Source organism: Pseudonocardia zijingensis (genome assembly GCF_042657305.1).
GTDB lineage: Bacteria > Actinomycetota > Actinomycetes > Mycobacteriales > Pseudonocardiaceae > Pseudonocardia > Pseudonocardia zijingensis.
The window spans coordinates 298,607-316,598 of the sequence record NZ_JBHSKO010000007.1; the positions used below are offsets into that span (position 1 = coordinate 298,607).

Here is a 17,992-nt window from a genome sequence, read left to right on the forward strand (position 1 = left end):
TGGTCACTACCCGACGAGGAGACCGGCCAGGAAGTTGCCGATCTCCGGGCCGTTGCCGGACACCGCGATGCCGAGCGCGACGAGACCGACGATCAGGCCGACGCTGCGGCGCGCCACGCCCGCGTTGTCACCCTTCCCGCCGATCCACAGGAGGATGATCGCGATCCCGAGCAGGATGAGCGGAATCACGTTGTCCTGGATCCACCCTTGGAGACCGCTGGTGCTCAGCGCCTGGGCGTGCAGTTCGAGCACCTGTGGTCCGGTCATGACGGCTCCTCCTCGTGGCGCTGCCAACCCGAGTTCGCCGCGTACCCGACCACTCGGGCTGCTGGTCGCCCGACCTGGTCATCCCGGGCACCGCCGACGAGTAGACCATGTTGACCACCGGGAGCATAGCGAGTCGCCCGGCCGTCAGAGCCCAGTGACACGGACAGCGATTCGACGGGTCTGAGGGGTGAATCACGCCCGCCGTGAAGCCGGATCTGGACCGGTTGAGTGACGAACAACCGGTGCGGACCCGGCAGCGCGACCCCCGACGGCGGGTTAGGGTCACATCGCGCTCTGCTGTTACCGGTGAGTAGGTTGCGGACTGATCAGCCGGAACGACGCCGCCGGCCGGCGGGGAGCACCGGTCTACCCTGCTCCGCAACGGCCCGCGGCCCACCACCCGCGGTGCCAGCCCTGGGAGGAAAGCCGTGGTTGTCAGACTCGTCATCGGACTGGCGATGACCGTGATCGCCCTGGCCGTGTCCGGCCGCCGTGCATGGTGGCTCTACACGCTGATCCGGTCCGGTCAGCCGGCGCACGACCGGCTGCAGCAGATGAACGAGCGGATCAAGGCGCAGTTCGTCGAGGTGTTCGGGCAGCGGAAGCTGCTGCGGTGGTCGGTGCCCGGTCTGGCCCACTTCTTCACGTTCTGGGCCTTCGTGATCCTGATCACCGTCTACCTCGAGGCGTACGGCGCGCTGTTCGACCACGACTTCCACATCCCGCTGATCGGCCGCTGGCCCGTGCTCGGGTTCCTGCAGGACCTGATCGCCACCCTCGCGTTGATCTCGCTCGGGGTGTTCTCCGTGATCCGCATCCGCAACGCGCCGGAGCGGCTGGAGCGGGCGTCGCGGTTCTACGGCTCGCACACCGGCGGGGCGTGGCTGATCCTGTTCATGATCTTCAACGTGCTGTGGACGATGTTCTTCTTCCGCGGCGCGTCGGCGGCGCTGGGCGTGTTCCCCTACGAGTCGGGCGCCTTCGTCTCGCTCGCGGTGGGGAACCTGTTCTCCGGGCTGTCGGAGAGCACCCTGTTCGTGCTGGAGAGCGTGGGCCTGCTGCTGCACATCGGCGTGATGCTGGTGTTCACCGTGATCATCGCCTACTCCAAGCACCTGCACATCTTCACCGCCCCGCTCAACGTGTCGGCCAAGCGGCTGCCCAAGGCCCTGGGCCCGCTGCAGCCGATCGAGCACGAGGGCAAGCCGATCGACTTCGAGGATCCGCCGGACGAGGCGGCGTTCGGGCGCGGCAAGGTCGAGGACTTCACCTGGAAGGGCATGCTCGACTTCGCGACCTGCACCGAGTGCGGTCGCTGCCAGTCACAGTGCCCGGCCTGGAACACCGGCAAGCCGCTGTCGCCCAAGCTCGTGATCATGGACCTGCGCGACCACCTGCTCGCCAAGGCCCCGTACATCATCGGCGGCAAGGAGGCCCCCGAGGAGGGCGCGATCGACTTCTCCGCAGGGCTCACCGACCACCCCGGGCACGGCGTGCCCGAGTCCGGGTTCGGCCGGGTGCACGGCTCCGGCCCGGAGCAGGCGGCCCGTCCGCTGGTGGGCACCGCCGAGGCGGGCGGCGTGATCGACCCGGACGTCCTGTGGTCCTGCACCACCTGCGGGGCCTGCGTGGAGCAGTGCCCGGTGGACATCGAGCACGTCGACCACATCGTCGACATGCGCCGCCACCAGGTGCTCATCGAGTCCGAGTTCCCCTCCGAGCTCGGCGTGCTGTTCCGCAACCTGGAGAACAAGGGCAACCCTTGGGGCCAGAACGCCAAGGACCGCCTCGAGTGGACCAAGAACCTCGACTTCGAGGTCCCCGTCTTCGACGGCGAGCTGTCGGCGGACACCGAGTACCTGTTCTGGGTCGGCTGCGCGGGCGCGTTCGACGACAACGCCAAGAAGACCGTCCGCGCCACGGCCGAGCTGCTGCACTGCGCCGGCGTCGACTACGTCGTGCTCGGCTCCGAGGAGGGCTGCACCGGTGACCCGGCGCGGCGCTCGGGCAACGAGTTCCTCTTCCAGATGCTCGCGCAGCAGAACGTCGAGGTGCTCAACACGGTCTTCGAGGGCCGCGAACCGGGCACGCGCAAGATCGTCACCACCTGCCCGCACTGCCTCAACACCCTCGGCCGGGAGTACCCGCAGCTCGACGGGCACTACGAGGTGGTGCACCACACCCAGCTGCTCAACAGGCTGGTGCGCGAGGGCAAGCTCGTGCCGGTGGCCGCGCCCGACGCGATGACTGACGTGACCTACCACGACCCGTGCTACCTGGGCCGCCACAACGAGGTGTACGCCGAGCCGCGCGAGCTCGTCGGCGCCGCGGGCGTGAAGCTGGCCGAGATGCCCCGCCACGCCGACCGCTCCTTCTGCTGCGGCGCGGGCGGCGCCCGCATGTGGATGGAGGAGAAGATCGGCAAGCGGGTCAACCTCGAGCGCGTCGACGAGGCGCTCGGCACCGGCGCCGAGAAGATCGCCACCGGCTGCCCGTTCTGCCGCGTGATGTTCTCCGACGGCCTCACCCAGCGCCAGAGCGAGGACAAGGGGTCGAACGTCGAGATCCTGGACGTCTCGCAGATGCTGCTCGCCGCGGTCCAGCGCGGGGACTCGTCCGGCAACGGACGCGTCCCGGAGGAGGTCGACGCGCTCGGCGCCGGGTCGCCGCACACCGCGGACACGACGCCGACGAGCGGCACGCAGGCGAGCGGCCCTGGCGACGACTCCGCTGCTCAGGCCGACCCCTCGGGTGACGTCTCGGTCGGCGGTGCGAGCACGGGTGGCGCCGAGCCGAAGGGCGCACGTCCCGAGGACGCCAACTCCGAGCAGGAGCGCCCGACGGGTCAGTGAGGCGCCCCGGCGCTCAACGCGCGCAGGGAGCGAAGCCGGTGACGAGGTAGGTGCGCTGGTTCGGATCGATCAGCTGCACCTGCACCCGCCCCAGGGCGGGGCCGGCGGCCTCCGCCCAGTGCGTGGCACAGGCGTCGAGCACGAGCTCAGCGGGAGGCGGCCCCTTCGGGTCCGCTGCGGCCGGCATGCCCGCGTCCGTGGGCGCCACGGTCGGGCGCCGCTGGAACAGGACCGGGGCGGCCGCGCGGCAGTCGGGGACACCCAGCCCACGCGCCAGCTGGTCCTCCGCCGCCGGGTTGAGCAATGAACAGAGCAGGTCGGGGTCGGGCGCCGACTGCGTGATCGCCAGCACGAGCGTCGGCACGATGTCGCCGCTCTCCTCCGCGATGCCCGCCTGGGACAGGTCCCCCGCCCTGGCCTGGATCTGTTCGAGCTCGATCCGGTCCTGGTGCATCGACAGGCCGAAGCCGACCCCGCTGATCACGCACAACACCGCGCCCACCGCCGCGAGCCGCCACCACGGCAGCTGGGCGAGGCCGGCCAGCAGCACCCCGAGGCTCCCCGCGAGCGCCCAGGCCCACGGGCCGGTGCTCACCATCAGCCCGATGGCGACGGCGAGGCAGGCGAGCGGGATGTCCCAGCCGCGGAGGGGACCGTCGAGCCGCAGCAGCCGCAGCACCACGAGGGCCGCGAGCCCGATCAGCCAGGGGATCCAGGAGAAGCCCGCGAACGGCCACAGCAGCAGGGCCGCCGCCAGCGCACCGAGCGCGACGGCGCCGCGGGGCGACCGGGTGAGCCGCCTCAGGTCGAACCGCGGTCGGGGCGGGCGCGGGTCACCACCCGGCGGCGGGCCGGGCACGGTCGGCACGGGCGGCGGGGGCGCCGGCCGCGCCTGGGGCAGCCACGGGGGCCCGGGTTCGCCTCGCGGTTCCATCGACGCCGGAGCGTACCGGTGGCACGCACCGCATCCCAGTGGTCGCCGAGGGTGAGCCCGGCTCAGCGGGCCCGTCCGGCGCGCCGCCACTCGAGCGGCGGGACACCGTGGGCGGCCCGGAACCGGCGGGCGAAGTAGCCCGGGTCGCGGTAGCCCACGCGCGCGCCCACGGCCTCGACGGTGAGGTCCGTCTCGGCGAGGAGCCGTCGCGCCTCCACCATCCGCCGCTCGGTGATCCACTGCTGCACGGTGCGCCCGGTCCGGCGCCGCACCACGGTGGTGAGGTGACCGGGGGTCAGGCCGACCCGGGTGGCCACCTCCGCGAGGCCCAGCGGAGCGCGGAAGCCGGCCTCGATCGCGTCGAACACGGCGGCGAGCAGCGGTTCGTCACGCAGCACGAGGTCGGCGCTGCCTGCGGCGAGCCGCGAGACCGCCACGAGCAACAGCGTGAGGTGGGCGATCGCCGCCTCGGAGCAGCCGTCCCGCCGCTCGCGCACCTCGCGTTCGAGCGCGGTGATGTGCTCGCCGAACGCGGCGCGCTGCCCGGGCGGCACGTGGAGCCGCTGCGCACCGCCCGCCACGCCGCGCACGAACGGGAAGAGCAGCGGGTGGGCCCGCCAGGACAGGAACGAGCCGCGGTCGCCCGGCTGCATCACGTCCGGGGGGAAGTACACCGACCAGCCGTCCGATGTGTGCAGGTCGGGCTCGAGGAACGTCACCACCTCGCCGGGCGCCACGAGCAGCACGTCGCCCGCTTCGGCCTGCCACTCCCGGTCGTCGAGGCGCAGCCGGCCGCCACCGCGCTCGACGTAGACGAGCACCAGGAAGTCGTGGGCGTGCGGGCGGGGTTGGACGACGCCGAGCCCGGCGTGGCGCGCCCCCATGCGGACGACGCCCACCGGGGGCACGCCGGGCACGCGCCGGTAGCCGTAGACCGGCGCGCCGTCCCGGGTGGCCGACCGCAGCAGAACCGAAGATGGTCCGGGTACCTCCGAGGAACGTCCCTGGGAAGCAGGTGGCAGCGGCTCCACGCTGGAGAGCGACACCGCAACATCGTCGCACCGCCGGAAGGACTCCGCCATGGCCCACCACCCCCAGGACCACGACTACGTGCCCGCGATGGGCAAGGACCGGCTGCTGCCGTTCTACGACCTGTGCACCTGGCTGTTGGGCGTCGGCCGGATCCACCGGCGCCTCGTCGAGCTCGCGGCGATCGAGCCGGGGCAGCGGGTGCTCGAGATCGGCTGCGGCCCGGGCGGTCTCGTGATCCGGGTGCAGCGCACGCACCCCGACGCCGAGGTGGTGGGCCTCGACCCCGACCCGCTCGCCCTCGCGAAGGCCCGGCGCAAGGCCGCGCGCGCAGGCCTGACCGTGCGCTTCGACCAGGGCAAGGCCGGGGACCTGCCCTACCCGGACGAGAGCTTCGACCGCGTGCTCTCCTCGTTCATGCTCCACCACCTGGACGGCGAGGAGAAGCGCCGCGCCATGGCCGAGGTCCGGCGGGTCCTGCGGCCGGGAGGGCAGCTGCACGTGGTGGACGTCGCCGGGCACCACCACGGCCGGTTCGCCCACAAGATGCAGCGCAGCGAGCTCCTACGGGACAACGCGGGCGACGGCATCCCGGACCTGGTGCGCGAGGCGGGGTTCACCGACGTCCGCACCGGGGAGCGCGGCCGCCTCCACACGACCTTCTACCGGGCGACCCGCTAGGACTGACGCCGCGTGTCGGCCCGGTGGAAGCTGCGGAACGCGCGCGACGGGGTGGGCCCCCGCTGGCCCTGGTAGCGGGAGCCGACGCCCTCGCTGCCGTAAGGCCGCTCCGCGGGGCTGGACAGCCGGAACAGGCACAGCTGCCCGATCTTCATGCCCGGCCACAGCGTGATCGGCAGGTTCGCGACGTTGGAGAACTCCAGCGTGATGTGCCCGCTGAAGCCGGGGTCGATGAACCCGGCCGTCGAGTGGGTGAGCAGGCCGAGCCGGCCCAGCGAGCTCTTGCCCTCGAGCCGGCCCGCGAGGTCGTCGGGCAGCGACACCACCTCGAACGTCGAGCCGAGCACGAACTCGCCGGGGTGCAGCACGAAGGGGTCGTCGCCCGCCGGCTCCACGAGGCTGGTCAGCTCGTCCTGTTGCTGGGACGGGTCGATGTGCGTGTAGCGGGAGTTCTGGAACACGCGGAAGAAGCGGTCGAGGCGCACGTCGATGCTCGAAGGCTGGAGCATCGCCTCGTCCCACGGATCGAGCACCAGCCGACCGGCGTCGATCTCCTTGCGCAGGTCACCGTCGGACAGCAGCACCGGGCAAGGGTAGCCAGCGCCGCGAAGCGGTCAGACCTGGGTGTTCGTCGGGGACGGCGAGCCGAGCAGCGGCGAGGGGCACAGCCCGAACATCCAGGCGACGGCCTGCTCCACGCGGGCCGCCGCGAGCCCGTCCGACGGGGTGACCGGGATGATGCCCGCGGTGGCGAGGATCTGGCGCACGGTGGTCATGACGGCCGGGCTCGTGATGCTGCGGATGGAGTCGCCCGGCTGCGGGACGTGCGGCCCGTCGACGAGCACCGCGGGTGTGCCCAGCCCCGGCGCGTCGGCGACCAGGTCCGGGTCGTCGGTGACGAGCACGGCGCTGGCCGCGAGGAGCTGCACCAGCTCGGTGAGCGGCATGCCGCGCACGACCCTGGCCCGCTCGTGCTCGAGCAGCGGGTACGCGGCGCCGTGGTTGGCGAGCTGCCCGAACAGCACGATCTCGATCTCCGGCTCGTGCTCCAGCAGGTCGGGGAGCCCGGCGAGGACCCCCAGCGAGTCGGGGCGGTCCAAGCCGACGAGTACGAGGCGCGGGCCGCCCGCCCGCACGCGGCGCACGAGCCGCGCGAACCACAGGTCCGCGGGCTGCGGGTTGGCCGTCATGGTCTCGCCGACCGGTATGGCGTTCGGCCCCACCGGGCTGCCGTGCCCCGACTGCTCGGCCACGAGGAACAGCGACGCCAGCTGGCCGATGATGCGCCGGTTCGCCTCCTGCGGGAACGGGCACAGCAGGTCGTCGGTGGCCACCCCGCTCTGCAGGTGCACCACCGGGATCTGCCGCCAGAACGCCACCTGCGCGGCCACCGCCGCCGTCATCCCGCCGCCGTAGACCATCACGGCCGACGGGTCGAGGTCGACCAGCACCTCGTCCAGACGCGTCATGAGCGTGGCTGCCACGGCCGCGGGCTGCGGAGCGGGCGGCTCCCGCAGCAGCACGGTGACGTCCGCGGGCACCCCGAGCGCCTCGAACGCCTCGTGCACGGCCATCGGATCCGGGCCGGTCGCGACCGTGAGTGCGCGGATCCGATCGGCCTGGGCGAACGCGGTGGAAACCGGCGCGAGCCGCGCCACCTCGGGAAGGCTCCCGGCGACCAGCAGGACGTCGTGGTCGTGCTCGGGGTCGGGGAGCGCGTCGAACTCGGTCATCCTGGATCCTTCGGCCGGGGGAGCTGGCCTGTCGGGTTCCTGGGAGTGTGACCCGGCACGGACCGGTCGTCGAGAGGTGATGCGCAGCACCGGTTCCGAAAGGGTGAGAACCACTCGGTTGGCCGTACGGAGACAGCCTTGCCGGTGACGGAGCGTGAGATGCTAGAGTTCGGGCAAGCCACGCGGATGTAGTTCAATGGTAGAACATCAGCTTCCCAAGCTGAGAACGCGGGTTCGATTCCCGTCATCCGCTCTGCACACGAAGGCCCAGCTCAGACGGTGTCCACACCGGAGCTGGGCCTTCGTCGTCCCGGGCTCGGAGGGCCGTCCGCACGTGGGGGGACGTGGGTGGACGACGACGTGATGGACCGGGTGACCGCTGCGGTCCGGAGCGGGCAGGCGGGTGAGCGGACGGCGGCCCGAGCCGATCTCGAAGCGCTCTGGGCCGAGGTCGAGCGGCGCGGCGGGGACGCCTTCCACCGCTGCGTGATCGCGCACTTCCTGGCCGGTCCAGGACGACCTGCGGGACGAGCTGGCGTGGGACGAGCGGGCGCTGGCGGCCGCCGCCGGCGTGACCGACGCGCGGGCGCAGGAGTACGACGCATCCCTGCGGGTGCGCGGGTTCCTGCCGTCGCTGTACCTCAGCCTCGCGGACGACCACCGGCGGCTCGGCGCGGCGGACCGCGCCCGCGGATTCCTCGGCGAGGCGCGGGACGTGATCGACGCGCTCGGTGACGAGGCGTACGGCGCGCTGGTGCGCAGCGGCATGGAGAAGATCGGTCGGGCGCTGGCCGACGGGTCGACGGAGCCGCTCCCCGGCGACTGAGGCCGCGGTCACCGCCTTACCCGCGACGTCATCGACCGGGGGCACCCGGCCCGGGAGGCTCGGTCCTGTCAGCACGAACAGCAGGAACGAGCAGGAGGACCCCGATGACCACGACCGGCCCCGTCACCACCGATCTCGTCACCACCGATCTCGTCGCCGACTACCTCGACGCCTGGAACGCGGGCGACCCGGCGGAGCGGCGGGCACGGCTCGAGCGGCTGTGCGCGCCCGGCGTCCGCTACGTCGACCCGCTCGCCGACGTCACCGGCGTCGAGGCGCTCGACGCCCTGATCTCCGGGGTGCAGGAGCAGTTCGCGGGCCTGCGGTTCACCCCCGTCGGCGCGGTGGACGCCCACCACGACGTCTGCCGCTTCCGCTGGGGCCTCGGCCCGGAGGGGGCGGAGCCGGTGGTCATCGGCTTCGACGTTGCCGTCCTGGACGCCGACGGCCGGATCACCGCGGTGCACGGGTTCCTCGACCGGGTGCCCGAGGGTGCCTGAGCCGACCCCCGGAGTTCAGGAAAGCCACATTGCAGGCCTCTCCGGCCCTGAATGTGGCTTTCCTGAACTTGCCGAGGCGCGCCTACCGCGGCTCCGGCAGCTCGACGAGCCGGTGCCGGTAGGCCAGTGCCACCAGCTGGGCGCGGTCGCGGGCCCCGAGCTTGGTCATCGCCCGGCTGACATGGGTCTTGGCCGTGGCCTCGCTGATGGTGAGGGTGGCGGCGATGTCCGCGTTGGAGAGGCCGTGGGCGACGAGCCCGACGATCTCCGCCTCGCGCGCGGTGAGGCTCGCGAGCGCGGCGGGGTCGACCCGTGGGGCGCCGGTGCGGGTGGTGAGCCGCGCGATCAGCCTGCGAGTCAGGCCCGGGGACAGCAGGGCCTCCCCGCCGGCGACGACGCGGATGCCCCGCAGGAGCTGGGCGGGTTCGGTGTTCTTGACCAGGAACCCGGCGGCGCCCGCGCCGAGCGCCTCGATCACGTGCTCGTCGTGGTCGAAGGTGGTGAGGACGAGCACGTGGACGTCGGCGAGCTCCGGGTCGGCCACGATCCGACGGGTGGCCTCCAGCCCGTCGACCCCGGGCATCCTGATGTCCATCAGCACGACGTGCGGGCGGGTGCGGCGGGCCAGGTCCACCGCGGCGGCGCCGTCGCCCGCCTCGCCGACGACGACCATGCCGGGCTCGGTCTCGACGAGCACCCGGAAGCCGCCGCGGACGAGGGCCTCGTCGTCGGCGATGAGCACGCGCAGCGGTTCGGTCACGGTGTCACGACATCATCCCGTGGCCGGAACGGGTAGCTCGGCGCGCACCTCGAAGCCGCCGTCCGGGTGCGCCTGCGCGGAGAACCGGCCGGACAGCGCGTGCGCGCGCTCGCGCATCCCGTCGATGCCGTGGCCGCTGCGCACCTCGTCCGCCGTGTGCCGCGCGGTGCCGTCGTCGCGCACCTGGACGCGCAGCCGCTCCGGCTCGTGGGCCAGCACGATCCGCACGGTCGTGGCGCCGGCGTGGCGCACCACGTTGGTGAGGGCCTCCTGGAGGATCCGGTAGGCCGCCAGGTCGACCGCCGCCGGCACGGGGCGCGGATCACCGACGACGTCGAGCTCGACCTGCAGGCCCGCGGCCTCCGCGGTGCCGATCAGCTCCGGGAGCCGGTCGAGCCGGCCCCCGGGCGCCTCGGCCTGCGCGTCGGATCGCAGGGCGCCGAGGATCGCCTTGATGTCGGTGAGGCCCTCGTCGCAGATCTTCTTGATCGTGGTGAGCGCCTCGCGCGCGTGCCCCGGCCGCTGGTCGACCACGTGCAGGCCCACCCCGGCCTGCACGCTGATCGTGGCCATCGTGTGGCCGAGGACGTCGTGGAGTTCGCGGGCGATGCGCAGGCGCTCCTCGAGCGCGTGCCTGCGCGCCCGCTCCTCGCGGCTGCGGGTCTCGCGGGCGAGCTGGGCGCGGGTGGCCGCGAGCAGCGCCCGGTAGTAGCCGACGGCGGTGCCTGCGCTGCCCGCGGTGGCCACCGACAGCACCGTGTCGGGGACGACGCCGACGGTGGCGGTGTCGCCGAGCACCAGCCGGATCGCGACGATCTGGGCGAGCGCCGTGACGACGGCACCGGCGAGGCCCCACCGCCAGCCCCGGAGGCTCGCGAGGGTGTAGCAGCCGATCAGCGGTGCGAGCGTGACCACGCGGCCGGCGTACGGGGCGAGGAACCAGACGACGGGCACCGCGTTGAGCACGACCAGCGCCGCGACGGGGTGGCGACGGCGCACCGCGACCGCGGCGGCGGCCACGAGGGCCAGCGCCACCGCCCCGGCGTCCAGCGGCCGCGGATCCGTCACCGCGAGGGGAGCGATCCCGGCCGCGGTGGCGACGAGGAGCACCGCGGCCACGCAGACACCCCCGGCCGCGTCGGCCACGACCCGCGTCGCCTCGCGCATGGTGATCCCTCCCGCCCTCGGTGCCCATGCTGGCGGGCGCCGGCTCGGGAGCGCATCCACCCGACGCGGTGACCCGCGCGTACCACCGGCGGCGGACGGTACGCCGGCGGCGGTAGCCGCGATTTACCGCCGTGACCCGACGCGCGCGGCAGGCACCGGGATCCACCCTCTCCACCACGTGTCCACGTCGGGAGGAGACCCGTCATGTCCGTCCTGCACCTGATCGCCGCTCCGCTGGCCGAGCAGCTCGCCGCCGCGCCGGCGGGGATCACCTCCGGTCGCCTCGGGTCCCTCGTGGCCGGGGCGGTGGGGCTCGTCGGTGTGGTCGCCGGCGGGCTCGCCCTGTCCGGGCGCGGGCGCACCACGGCCGTCACCGCCCTCGTGGCCGGGCTGCTCGGCGCTGCGCTCGCGGTGCTGCACCTGGCGACGTCCACCGGCGGCTTCGGCACCGGCAGCGGGCGGGCCGGGGCGATCGTGGCCCTGGTCGTCGGCCTGGTCGGGGTGGCCCTCGGGGGGCTGGCGACGGCCCGGGCCCGCCGCGTCCACTGACCGCTACTGCAGGCGCTTCGACATCTGCATCGTCGAGACCACGTACCCGTGCTTGCCGTACAGGGCGATCGCCGCGACGTTCGAGCCGACGACGTTGAGGCCGAGGGTCGTCATGCCGTTGCGCCGGACCAGCGCCTCGACCTCCGCGAGGATCGCCGAGCCGTAGCCGCGGCGGCGCACGTGCGGGTGGACGTTGATGTCGTAGAGCCACGCGGCGCCGGACCCCTCGGCACGCTGAGGGTCGGGCCCGATCCACGCGTTGCCCACGGGGGCGCCCGTGGCGTCCTCGGCCACCACGAGCGTGTGGTGCGGGGTGGCGAGGCCATCGGGGAGGTACTGGGCGATGCCACCGGCCGCCTTCGCGCGGGCCTCCTCCTCGGGCATGCTCGCCACGAGCTCGCGGACGACCGTGGCCTGCACCTCGTGCACGTAGGTGCGGTACTCGTCCTCGGTCATCCCGCGTAGCGTCACGCCCGGTTGGTCCATACCCCCCATGGTGTGCGGCGTCCGCCCGGAGATCAACGACGTTCCCACCGCGCGACGGCCGTCAGTCGGGGAGCAGGGGAACCTCGAGGCCCCGGTCGCGGCCCAGCAGCACCGCCCGGGTGACGGCCGAGTGGCCGAACCGGCGGTGCACCTCGTCGAGGGTGGTGTCGAGGGCGTCGGCGTCGCCCTCGTCGAAGGGCAGCTCGAGCTGCACGGTGGCGTCGTCGCGGAGGTCGGCCACCGCGATGCCGATCAGCGTGCACCCGCGCTCGCGGATGAGCGGCTGCGCCCTCGCCACGAGCGCCCGCACCGCCGCGAGCACCTCCGCCGTGCCGGACGTGGGCTCGGGGAGGGTGTGGGAACGCGAGATGCGGGAGAAGTCGGCGAACCGCAGCCGAAGCACCACCGTGCGGCCCACGCGGTGGGCCTTGCGCATGCGATTGGTGACGCGGTCGGCGAGGCCGACCACCACGGCGTCGAGCCCTTCGGGGGTGTGCGGCCCGCGGCCGATGGCCCGCTGGGACCCGATCGACCCACGACGGCGCCCGACCACCACGGGCCGCGGGTCGCGGTTCTGGGCGAGCGCGTGCAGGTGGCGCCCCAGCGCCCGCCCGAGCGTGGACACCAGCACGGACTCGGGCAGCGCCGCGACCTCGCCGACGCTGGAGATGCCGTACTCGTGCAGCTTGGCGGCCGTGACGCGCCCGACCCCCCACAACCGCTCGACCGCGAGCGGGTGGAGGAACGCGAGCTCGCCGTCGGGCGGGACGACCAGCAGGCCGTCGGGCTTGGCGACCCCGCTGGCCACCTTGGCGAGGAACTTGGTGCGGGCGACGCCGACCGTGATCGGCAGCCCGACGCGCTCGCGCACCTCCCTGCGCAGCCGCACCGCGATGTCGACCGGCGGGCCGGCGATCCGGCGCAGCCCGCCGACGTCGAGGAAGGCCTCGTCGATGGAGATGCCCTCCACCAGCGGCGTGGTGTCGCGGAACACCTCGAACACCGCCTTGCTCGCCGCCGAGTACACCGACATCCGCGGCGGCACCACGACGGCGTGCGGGCACAGCGCGAGGGCCTGCCGACCGCCCATGGCGGTGGCCACGCCGCAGGCCTTGGCCTCGTAGCTGGCCGCGAGCACCACACCACCGCCGACGATGACGGGCCGGCCGCGCAGCCGCGGGTCGTCGCGCTGCTCGACGGAGGCGTAGAACGCGTCGAGGTCGGCGTGGAGGATCGAGGCCTCACCGGACACGAACATATGTTCGCATCAGCCCCCGACAACGGGAACCGGCTTGCCACCACCGGGAGTATCGGTCGCGTGGAGACCACGGGACGCCGGGTGCGCGCGCTCGTCGTCCACGATGGGGCGTTGCTGGGCACGCTGACCCCGTTCGAGGTGCGCAGTGCGTGGTGGGCCGACGTCGAACCGGTCGTGGCCGAGCTCGAGCGGCGGCTCGGCACCCGCACCGCCGTGCTGCGGATGGTGACGACCACCGGGCGGTCCCCCGCGGGTGGCGAGGTCACCTACCTGGTCGAGGCGTTCGACGCGCCGGCCGGGGACCCGGGCTGGGACGGGGAGGCCGACCCGGCCGTCCTCGCCGGGCACCCGCACCGGATGCCCTGGGCACGGCCGGGCGGACCGGCCCGGGTGCTCGCCTGGGCCGCGGAGGAGCTGCGCGCGCTCGGCCGCCCGGTGACCGGCGCGCCGGTGCAGGTCAGGTCGTGGAACCTGTCGTGCCTGTACCGGCTGCCCACGGCCGCGGGGCCCGTGTGGGTCAAGTGCACGCCGCCGTTCCTCGCGCCGGAGGCCGTCGCCATCGGGTACGTGGCCGCGCAAGCCCCTGACCTCGTCCCCGAGGTGCTCGCCGCCTCCGCCGACGGCACCTGCGTCCTCATGGCCGACGTGCCCGGCACCGACTGCTGGGATCCGGACGCGGCCACCGTCCGTGACGTGTTCGAGAGGTACACCGCCGTGCAGGCCGCGCTCGCGGGCCAGGAGCTGCCGGGCCTGCCCGACCACCGGACCGCCACGCTGGCGGAGCGGGCCGAGCGGGTGCTCGCCCCGGACGTGGCCGGCCTGCTCCACCCCGGCGAGCGGGAGGCGCTCGACCGGCTGGTGGCCGACCTGCCCCGGCGCGCGGGGGCGATCGCGGGCACGGGGCTGCCCGAGACCCTCGTGCACGGCGACTTCCACCCGGGCAACTGGCGCTCCGACGGCCGCGGGCGCGTGGTCGTCGACTGGTGCGAGACGAGCCGCTCCCACCCCGTGCGCAACCTGCTGCGGCTCACCGAGTGGCTCGCGGCCCCGCTCGCCGCGCTCGCCACGGCCACCTGGGTGGCCGCGTGGCGTGCCGCCGTGCCGGGCTGCGACCCCGTGCGGGCCGTGGAGCTGGTGCGCCCCGTGCACCACCTCGAGGCCGCCCTGACCTATCGGGGTTTTCTCGACGGCATCGAGCCCGACGAGCGGCCCTACCACGAGAGCGACCCGGTCGACGAGGTCCGCCTCGCGCTGGGCCGGGGCCAGGCGTAGCACTCAGCCGCGCGCGGCGTCGTACGCCTTGCGGACGCGCACCGGCGCCCGCTCCCGCCACGCCTCCTCGACGAGCTCCTCGAGCTGGTCGCGCTCCACACGCTCCAGGTCGACGAGGATCGCGCCGTACCCGTCGTAGTGCGGTGTGGTGTAGAAGGCCGGGTCGCCGGACGCGAGCAGCGCCTCTTTCTCGTCCATCCGACACATCAGGACGAGCCCTCCTTCGGCCTCGGTGCGCAGGCGCGCGAAGCCCTTGCCCTTCACTTTCAGCGCGGGCGTGCCGTAGGAGGTGGACACCTCCACCTCGGGGAGCCTGCTCGCGATCGCCACGACGTCGTCCCAGGTCATCCCGCCATCGTCCCGCTTCGAGCGGCCGGTGTCTGGTACAGAACGGAACCGCTACCGCGTGCGGCGGGGCCGCAACGGAGGTGCCTTCGCGATCACGACAGTGCCCGCGAGCGCGGCGGCGAGCCCGAGCGTGAGCACCCATCCCCAGCCGGGGCGCACCGGGTCGCCGAGCAGCCAGATGCCGACCATCCCGGGCACGAGCACCTCGGTGACGGTGAACACCGCCGTGACGGCCCCGACGTCGCCGCGGGACAGCGCCGCCGTGTACCCCACCATCCCGACCAGCCAGAACCCGACCACGAGGTACGTGGACGGCTGACCGAGCAGCAGGGCGATGTCGAGACCCTCACCGGTCTGCACGTGCGCGGCCCGCACCGAGACGGCTCCACCACCGAAGCCGAGCCCCGACACCACGGCCAGCGGCCAGGCGTGCTTGCCCTGCCGGAGGACGAGCACGGCCACGGCCAGCAGGAGCAGGGACGCCAGGAGCACCACGTCGACGCCCGCGCGGTGCAGCGGAGGTTGCTCGCTGCCCGCGCTCGCCGCCACGAGCACGAGACCGGCGAGGCACGCCGTGACGGCCAGCCGCGTGGCCATCGGCAGCCGGGCGCCGATCATCCGTGCGCTCACCAGCGCGGTGAGCGCGATCGTGCCCCCGATCACCGCCTGCACGGCGAACACCGGCAGGACCCGCAGCGCCATCACGGCGCATCCCCACGCCACCAGGTCCAGCAACATCCCGGCGAGGTAGCGCGGCTGGACGGCCGCGGGCCGCGTGCGGGTGGCCCGGCGGGCGCCCGCCGCCTGCAGCAGAGCCCCGCAGCTGTTGAGGACCATCGCAACAGCGGCGAACAGGGACCCCACCAGCACGCCGTTCAGCATGCCTGACGGGGGTACGACCGCTTGCGGTCAGGGCTGCGCGCGCCGCCGCGGCACCTCGAAGAAGCCGCTCATCAGTCCCCCGGGCAGCGCGGCGTCCGGGTCCCAGCGGGACGCGCGGTGCTCCTGGAGCATACGGCGCGGCACCTCCGAGGCCCGGACGACCAGGAGTGCGATGACCGTGAGGACGATCACGGGCACCCCGAAGACCAGGATCGGCCATCCGAAGTACCCGTACGCCACGAGCACGGCCGCCAGTTCGAGCGCGACGACCATCGCTCCCATGCGCAGCACGGCGGTATTCCCTTCCAGCGTTCGGTGGGTGGGGGCTCTAGACACCCGGCACCGCGGGCGCGGTGCCGGACTCCACCTGGTCCAGATCGCTCGCGGGGCCCGCGGCGTTGCTGTCGCCTTCGCTGCCGCCCGATTCGCTGCCGCTGTCGGCGTCGCCCCCGGACTCGCTCCCGGAGTCGCTGCCCGAGTCGCTGTCGGACTCCGAGTCGGCGTCGTCGCTGGGCTCGGCCGACTTCGTGGTGGTCTTGGACGAGGACGGCGGCTTCTCCGCCGAGGTGGCGGGCGCGCTCGTCGGCGCGTCGGCCGGAGGCTCGGCGGGGGCGGGCTCGCTGCCACCGCCGGATCCGCCGCTGCCACCGCTCCCGCCGCCGCTGCCACCGGACTCGGACGGGGCCTCGTTCGTGAGCGAGCTCTCACTGCCCGTGCTGTCGGTGGGCGCGACGGACCCGGTGGGCCACAGGATGACGGCCGCGACCACGGCGCCGACCGCCAGCAGCGCACCGAGGCCGATGGCCATCATGTTCGGGCCGCGCCGCTGCGGGAGGTCCGGCTCGCGGTCGTCGTACTCGTAGTCGCGGTCGTCGTAGTCCCAGTCGGGCTCCGGATGCTGCTGGGTGTGCCGCGCGTGGCGCTGCGCCGGCTGGGTCATCATCGCGGCCGCGGGTTCGGGAGCCGGTCGGGCCGGCGGGGGGTAGTGGCCGGGCGGCGCGGCGTGGGTGGGGCCCGTGGGCTCGCCGTGGCGCGGTCCGTCCTGGTAGGGGCCCTCGTTGTAGGCGGCCTCGTTGTAGGGGCCGCTGTAGGGCATTCCCGGCGGGGCGGGCGGCGGCGGCGCCATGCGGGGCGGGCGGGCAGGCGGGGGGCCCTGCTGCACCGGGGCGGCGGACGGGGCCGGCTGGGGCACCAGGGACAGCGCGGCGCCCTTGGCGATGGCGTTCTTCGGGTCGGCGTCGACCGCGACCGGCCGGCCGAGCTGCTCGGACACCAGCTGCGCGACGAGCGGGATCCGCGAGGAACCCCCGACGAGCAGCACGGCGGTGAGCTGGTCGGGCGCGAAGCCCGCCGAGATCACCGCGGACCGCAGCGCCGCGACGGTGTCCTCCACCTGCGGGCCGATCATCGCCTCGAACTCGCTGCGGTGCAGGCGCACCGAACCGCGCGCCGACGGCAGCAGCACCGGGATCGACACCTCGGTGTCGCTGCTCAGCGCCTCCTTGGCCTCGGTGCACTCGCGCCGGATGCGCGCCACGGCCGACAGCACGGCCGGGTCGGTGTCGTCGAGCTCGGCGAAGGCGTCGGGCATGCCCTCCAGCACGTGCTCGAACACCGCCTGGTCGAAGTCGATTCCGCCGAGCCGCTCGAGACCCTCGGGCCTGCCGACCAGCCGGAAGTCGACGTCGCCCTTGCGCACCACCGCGGCGTCGAAGGTGCCGCCACCGAAGTCGTAGACGGCGATCGTGGAGCCGGCGCTCACCCGCTCGTTGGCGGCGTAGCTCATCGCGGCCGCCTGGGGCTCGGCCAGGAAGGTGACGGTGAGGCCCTGGGTGGCGAGAGCGCCGCCCAGCAGCTCCTTCTTGTGCTGCCCCCACGCGGCCGGGTGCGTGACGGCGATCCGGTCGGCCGGCCCGCCCTCGCGCTCGGCCACGCGGTCGACCACCCAGCGCACGAGCCGCGCGGAGAGGTCCTGGGGCGCCCACGGCCGGTTGGCCACCATGAGCGGTGTCGGGTCACCGATGCGGCGCTTGAACTCGCGCACCACGCGGTCCGGGTCGGTCAGCGCGCGGCGCTCCGCCGCCTCGCCGACCACCATCGATCCGTCCGGGCCCACGAAGACGACCGAGGGGATAGTGGCCCCGCGGCTACCCAGGGTGACGACTTCGGGCTCTCCCCAGCGGCGGTCCGCGGAACGGCACACCGCTGCGCAGGTGAACGTCGTCCCGAGGTCGATCCCGAGCTGGTATGCCATGCCTTTCCCCTCACCCCGACAACCGGCCGGTAGACCGGTACCACGATCGCATCGCGGGTTCACGGGCCGCCGTCTGCCCCCTCCAACGGCCCTATTGGACCAAGCTGCACCCCCCTGTCCCCCTATCGGGGGGTGCCCCTAATCCCCCGAACGGGGGCTTCCCACGACTCTGGGGGATCCCCGATGGCCGAACA

The 17,992-nt window shown here is 73.8% G+C and carries 19 protein-coding genes and 1 tRNA gene; 7 read left to right on the plus strand and 13 right to left on the minus strand.

The annotated features are described in order from the left end of the window. Positions 1 to 6 precede the first annotated feature (6 nt). Positions 7 to 267 carry a hypothetical protein gene (locus ACFPL3_RS17345; protein ID WP_343943985.1) on the minus strand — a complete coding sequence of 87 codons (261 nt, stop codon included), beginning with the start codon at positions 265 to 267 and terminating at the stop codon, positions 7 to 9. A gap of 428 nt (positions 268 to 695) precedes the next feature. On the opposite strand from ACFPL3_RS17345, the gene ACFPL3_RS17350 reads away from it, so the two are divergent. Next, a complete protein-coding gene (locus ACFPL3_RS17350) occupies positions 696 to 3,119 on the plus strand; it encodes a 4Fe-4S dicluster domain-containing protein (protein ID WP_343943984.1) in 2,424 nt (807 codons plus the stop codon). 13 nt (positions 3,120 to 3,132) lie between these two features. Here ACFPL3_RS17350 and ACFPL3_RS17355 read toward each other — a convergent pair whose 3' ends face one another. After that, a complete protein-coding gene (locus ACFPL3_RS17355) occupies positions 3,133 to 4,053 on the minus strand; it encodes a hypothetical protein (protein ID WP_343943983.1) in 921 nt (306 codons plus the stop codon). 62 nt (positions 4,054 to 4,115) lie between these two features. Beyond that, positions 4,116 to 5,099: an AraC family transcriptional regulator gene (locus ACFPL3_RS17360; protein WP_343943982.1), complete on the minus strand. Its 984-nt coding sequence runs from the start codon at positions 5,097 to 5,099 to the stop codon at positions 4,116 to 4,118. A gap of 34 nt (positions 5,100 to 5,133) precedes the next feature. Between ACFPL3_RS17360 and ACFPL3_RS17365 the strand changes: the two genes are divergently transcribed. Beyond that, positions 5,134 to 5,763, plus strand: coding sequence for a class I SAM-dependent methyltransferase (locus tag ACFPL3_RS17365; RefSeq protein ID WP_343943981.1), 630 nt, complete (start codon positions 5,134 to 5,136; stop codon positions 5,761 to 5,763). On the opposite strand, the gene dcd is transcribed toward ACFPL3_RS17365, so the two are convergent. Both dcd and ACFPL3_RS17375 read right to left on the minus strand, forming a co-directional pair. Then, on the minus strand, positions 5,760 to 6,347 hold the full coding sequence (gene dcd, locus ACFPL3_RS17370; protein WP_343943980.1) for a dCTP deaminase: 588 nt from the start codon (positions 6,345 to 6,347) through the stop codon (positions 5,760 to 5,762). The genes ACFPL3_RS17365 and dcd overlap by 4 nt on opposite strands. 30 nt (positions 6,348 to 6,377) lie before the next feature. After that, complete coding sequence (locus ACFPL3_RS17375; protein ID WP_343943979.1) at positions 6,378 to 7,496, minus strand: UDP-N-acetylglucosamine 2-epimerase; 1,119 nt, start codon at positions 7,494 to 7,496, stop codon at positions 6,378 to 6,380. Positions 7,497 to 7,678: 182 nt separating this feature from the next. Between ACFPL3_RS17375 and ACFPL3_RS17380 the strand changes: the two genes are divergently transcribed. The 3 genes from ACFPL3_RS17380 (at position 7,679) to ACFPL3_RS17390 (ending at position 8,822) form a co-directional block, all read left to right on the plus strand. After that, a tRNA-Gly gene (locus ACFPL3_RS17380) sits at positions 7,679 to 7,749 on the plus strand. Between the two features lie 318 nt (positions 7,750 to 8,067). Beyond that, a complete protein-coding gene (locus ACFPL3_RS17385; RefSeq protein WP_343943978.1) occupies positions 8,068 to 8,322 on the plus strand; it encodes a hypothetical protein in 255 nt (84 codons plus the stop codon). 104 nt (positions 8,323 to 8,426) lie between these two features. Next, positions 8,427 to 8,822 (plus strand): nuclear transport factor 2 family protein, encoded by a 396-nt coding sequence (locus tag ACFPL3_RS17390; protein WP_343943977.1) that lies wholly within the window; start codon positions 8,427 to 8,429, stop codon positions 8,820 to 8,822. 82 nt (positions 8,823 to 8,904) lie between these two features. On the opposite strand, the gene ACFPL3_RS17395 is transcribed toward ACFPL3_RS17390, so the two are convergent. After that, a complete protein-coding gene (locus ACFPL3_RS17395) occupies positions 8,905 to 9,582 on the minus strand; it encodes a response regulator transcription factor (protein WP_343943976.1) in 678 nt (225 codons plus the stop codon). 12 nt (positions 9,583 to 9,594) lie between these two features. Continuing rightward, the gene (locus ACFPL3_RS17400; RefSeq protein ID WP_343943975.1) at positions 9,595 to 10,749 is read right to left on the minus strand and encodes a sensor histidine kinase; all 1,155 of its coding nucleotides are present in this window, start codon (positions 10,747 to 10,749) and stop codon (positions 9,595 to 9,597) included. A 204-nt stretch (positions 10,750 to 10,953) separates the two neighbouring features. Here ACFPL3_RS17400 and ACFPL3_RS17405 point away from each other — a divergent pair, with 204 nt between their 5' ends. Next, complete coding sequence (locus tag ACFPL3_RS17405; protein WP_343943974.1) at positions 10,954 to 11,298, plus strand: DUF6223 family protein; 345 nt, start codon at positions 10,954 to 10,956, stop codon at positions 11,296 to 11,298. A gap of 3 nt (positions 11,299 to 11,301) precedes the next feature. On the opposite strand, the gene ACFPL3_RS17410 is transcribed toward ACFPL3_RS17405, so the two are convergent. Beyond that, complete coding sequence (locus ACFPL3_RS17410) at positions 11,302 to 11,754, minus strand: GNAT family N-acetyltransferase (protein ID WP_343943973.1); 453 nt, start codon at positions 11,752 to 11,754, stop codon at positions 11,302 to 11,304. A 91-nt stretch (positions 11,755 to 11,845) separates the two neighbouring features. After that, positions 11,846 to 13,042 (minus strand): DNA polymerase IV, encoded by a 1,197-nt coding sequence (dinB, locus tag ACFPL3_RS17415; RefSeq protein WP_343943972.1) that lies wholly within the window; start codon positions 13,040 to 13,042, stop codon positions 11,846 to 11,848. 60 nt (positions 13,043 to 13,102) lie between these two features. On the opposite strand from dinB, the gene ACFPL3_RS17420 reads away from it, so the two are divergent. Then, a complete protein-coding gene (locus tag ACFPL3_RS17420; protein ID WP_343943971.1) occupies positions 13,103 to 14,314 on the plus strand; it encodes an aminoglycoside phosphotransferase family protein in 1,212 nt (403 codons plus the stop codon). Positions 14,315 to 14,317: 3 nt separating this feature from the next. Here ACFPL3_RS17420 and ACFPL3_RS17425 read toward each other — a convergent pair whose 3' ends face one another. From ACFPL3_RS17425 to ACFPL3_RS17440, 4 genes are read right to left on the minus strand one after another with little or no spacing between them, the layout of a single operon-like run. Further along, a complete protein-coding gene (locus ACFPL3_RS17425) occupies positions 14,318 to 14,662 on the minus strand; it encodes an MmcQ/YjbR family DNA-binding protein (protein WP_343943970.1) in 345 nt (114 codons plus the stop codon). A 51-nt stretch (positions 14,663 to 14,713) separates the two neighbouring features. After that, complete coding sequence (locus ACFPL3_RS17430) at positions 14,714 to 15,544, minus strand: hypothetical protein (RefSeq protein ID WP_343943969.1); 831 nt, start codon at positions 15,542 to 15,544, stop codon at positions 14,714 to 14,716. A 27-nt stretch (positions 15,545 to 15,571) separates the two neighbouring features. Further along, complete coding sequence (locus ACFPL3_RS17435; RefSeq protein ID WP_343943968.1) at positions 15,572 to 15,835, minus strand: hypothetical protein; 264 nt, start codon at positions 15,833 to 15,835, stop codon at positions 15,572 to 15,574. Positions 15,836 to 15,872: 37 nt separating this feature from the next. Continuing rightward, a complete protein-coding gene (locus ACFPL3_RS17440) occupies positions 15,873 to 17,798 on the minus strand; it encodes an Hsp70 family protein (RefSeq protein ID WP_343943967.1) in 1,926 nt (641 codons plus the stop codon). Positions 17,799 to 17,992: the final 194 nt, after the last annotated feature.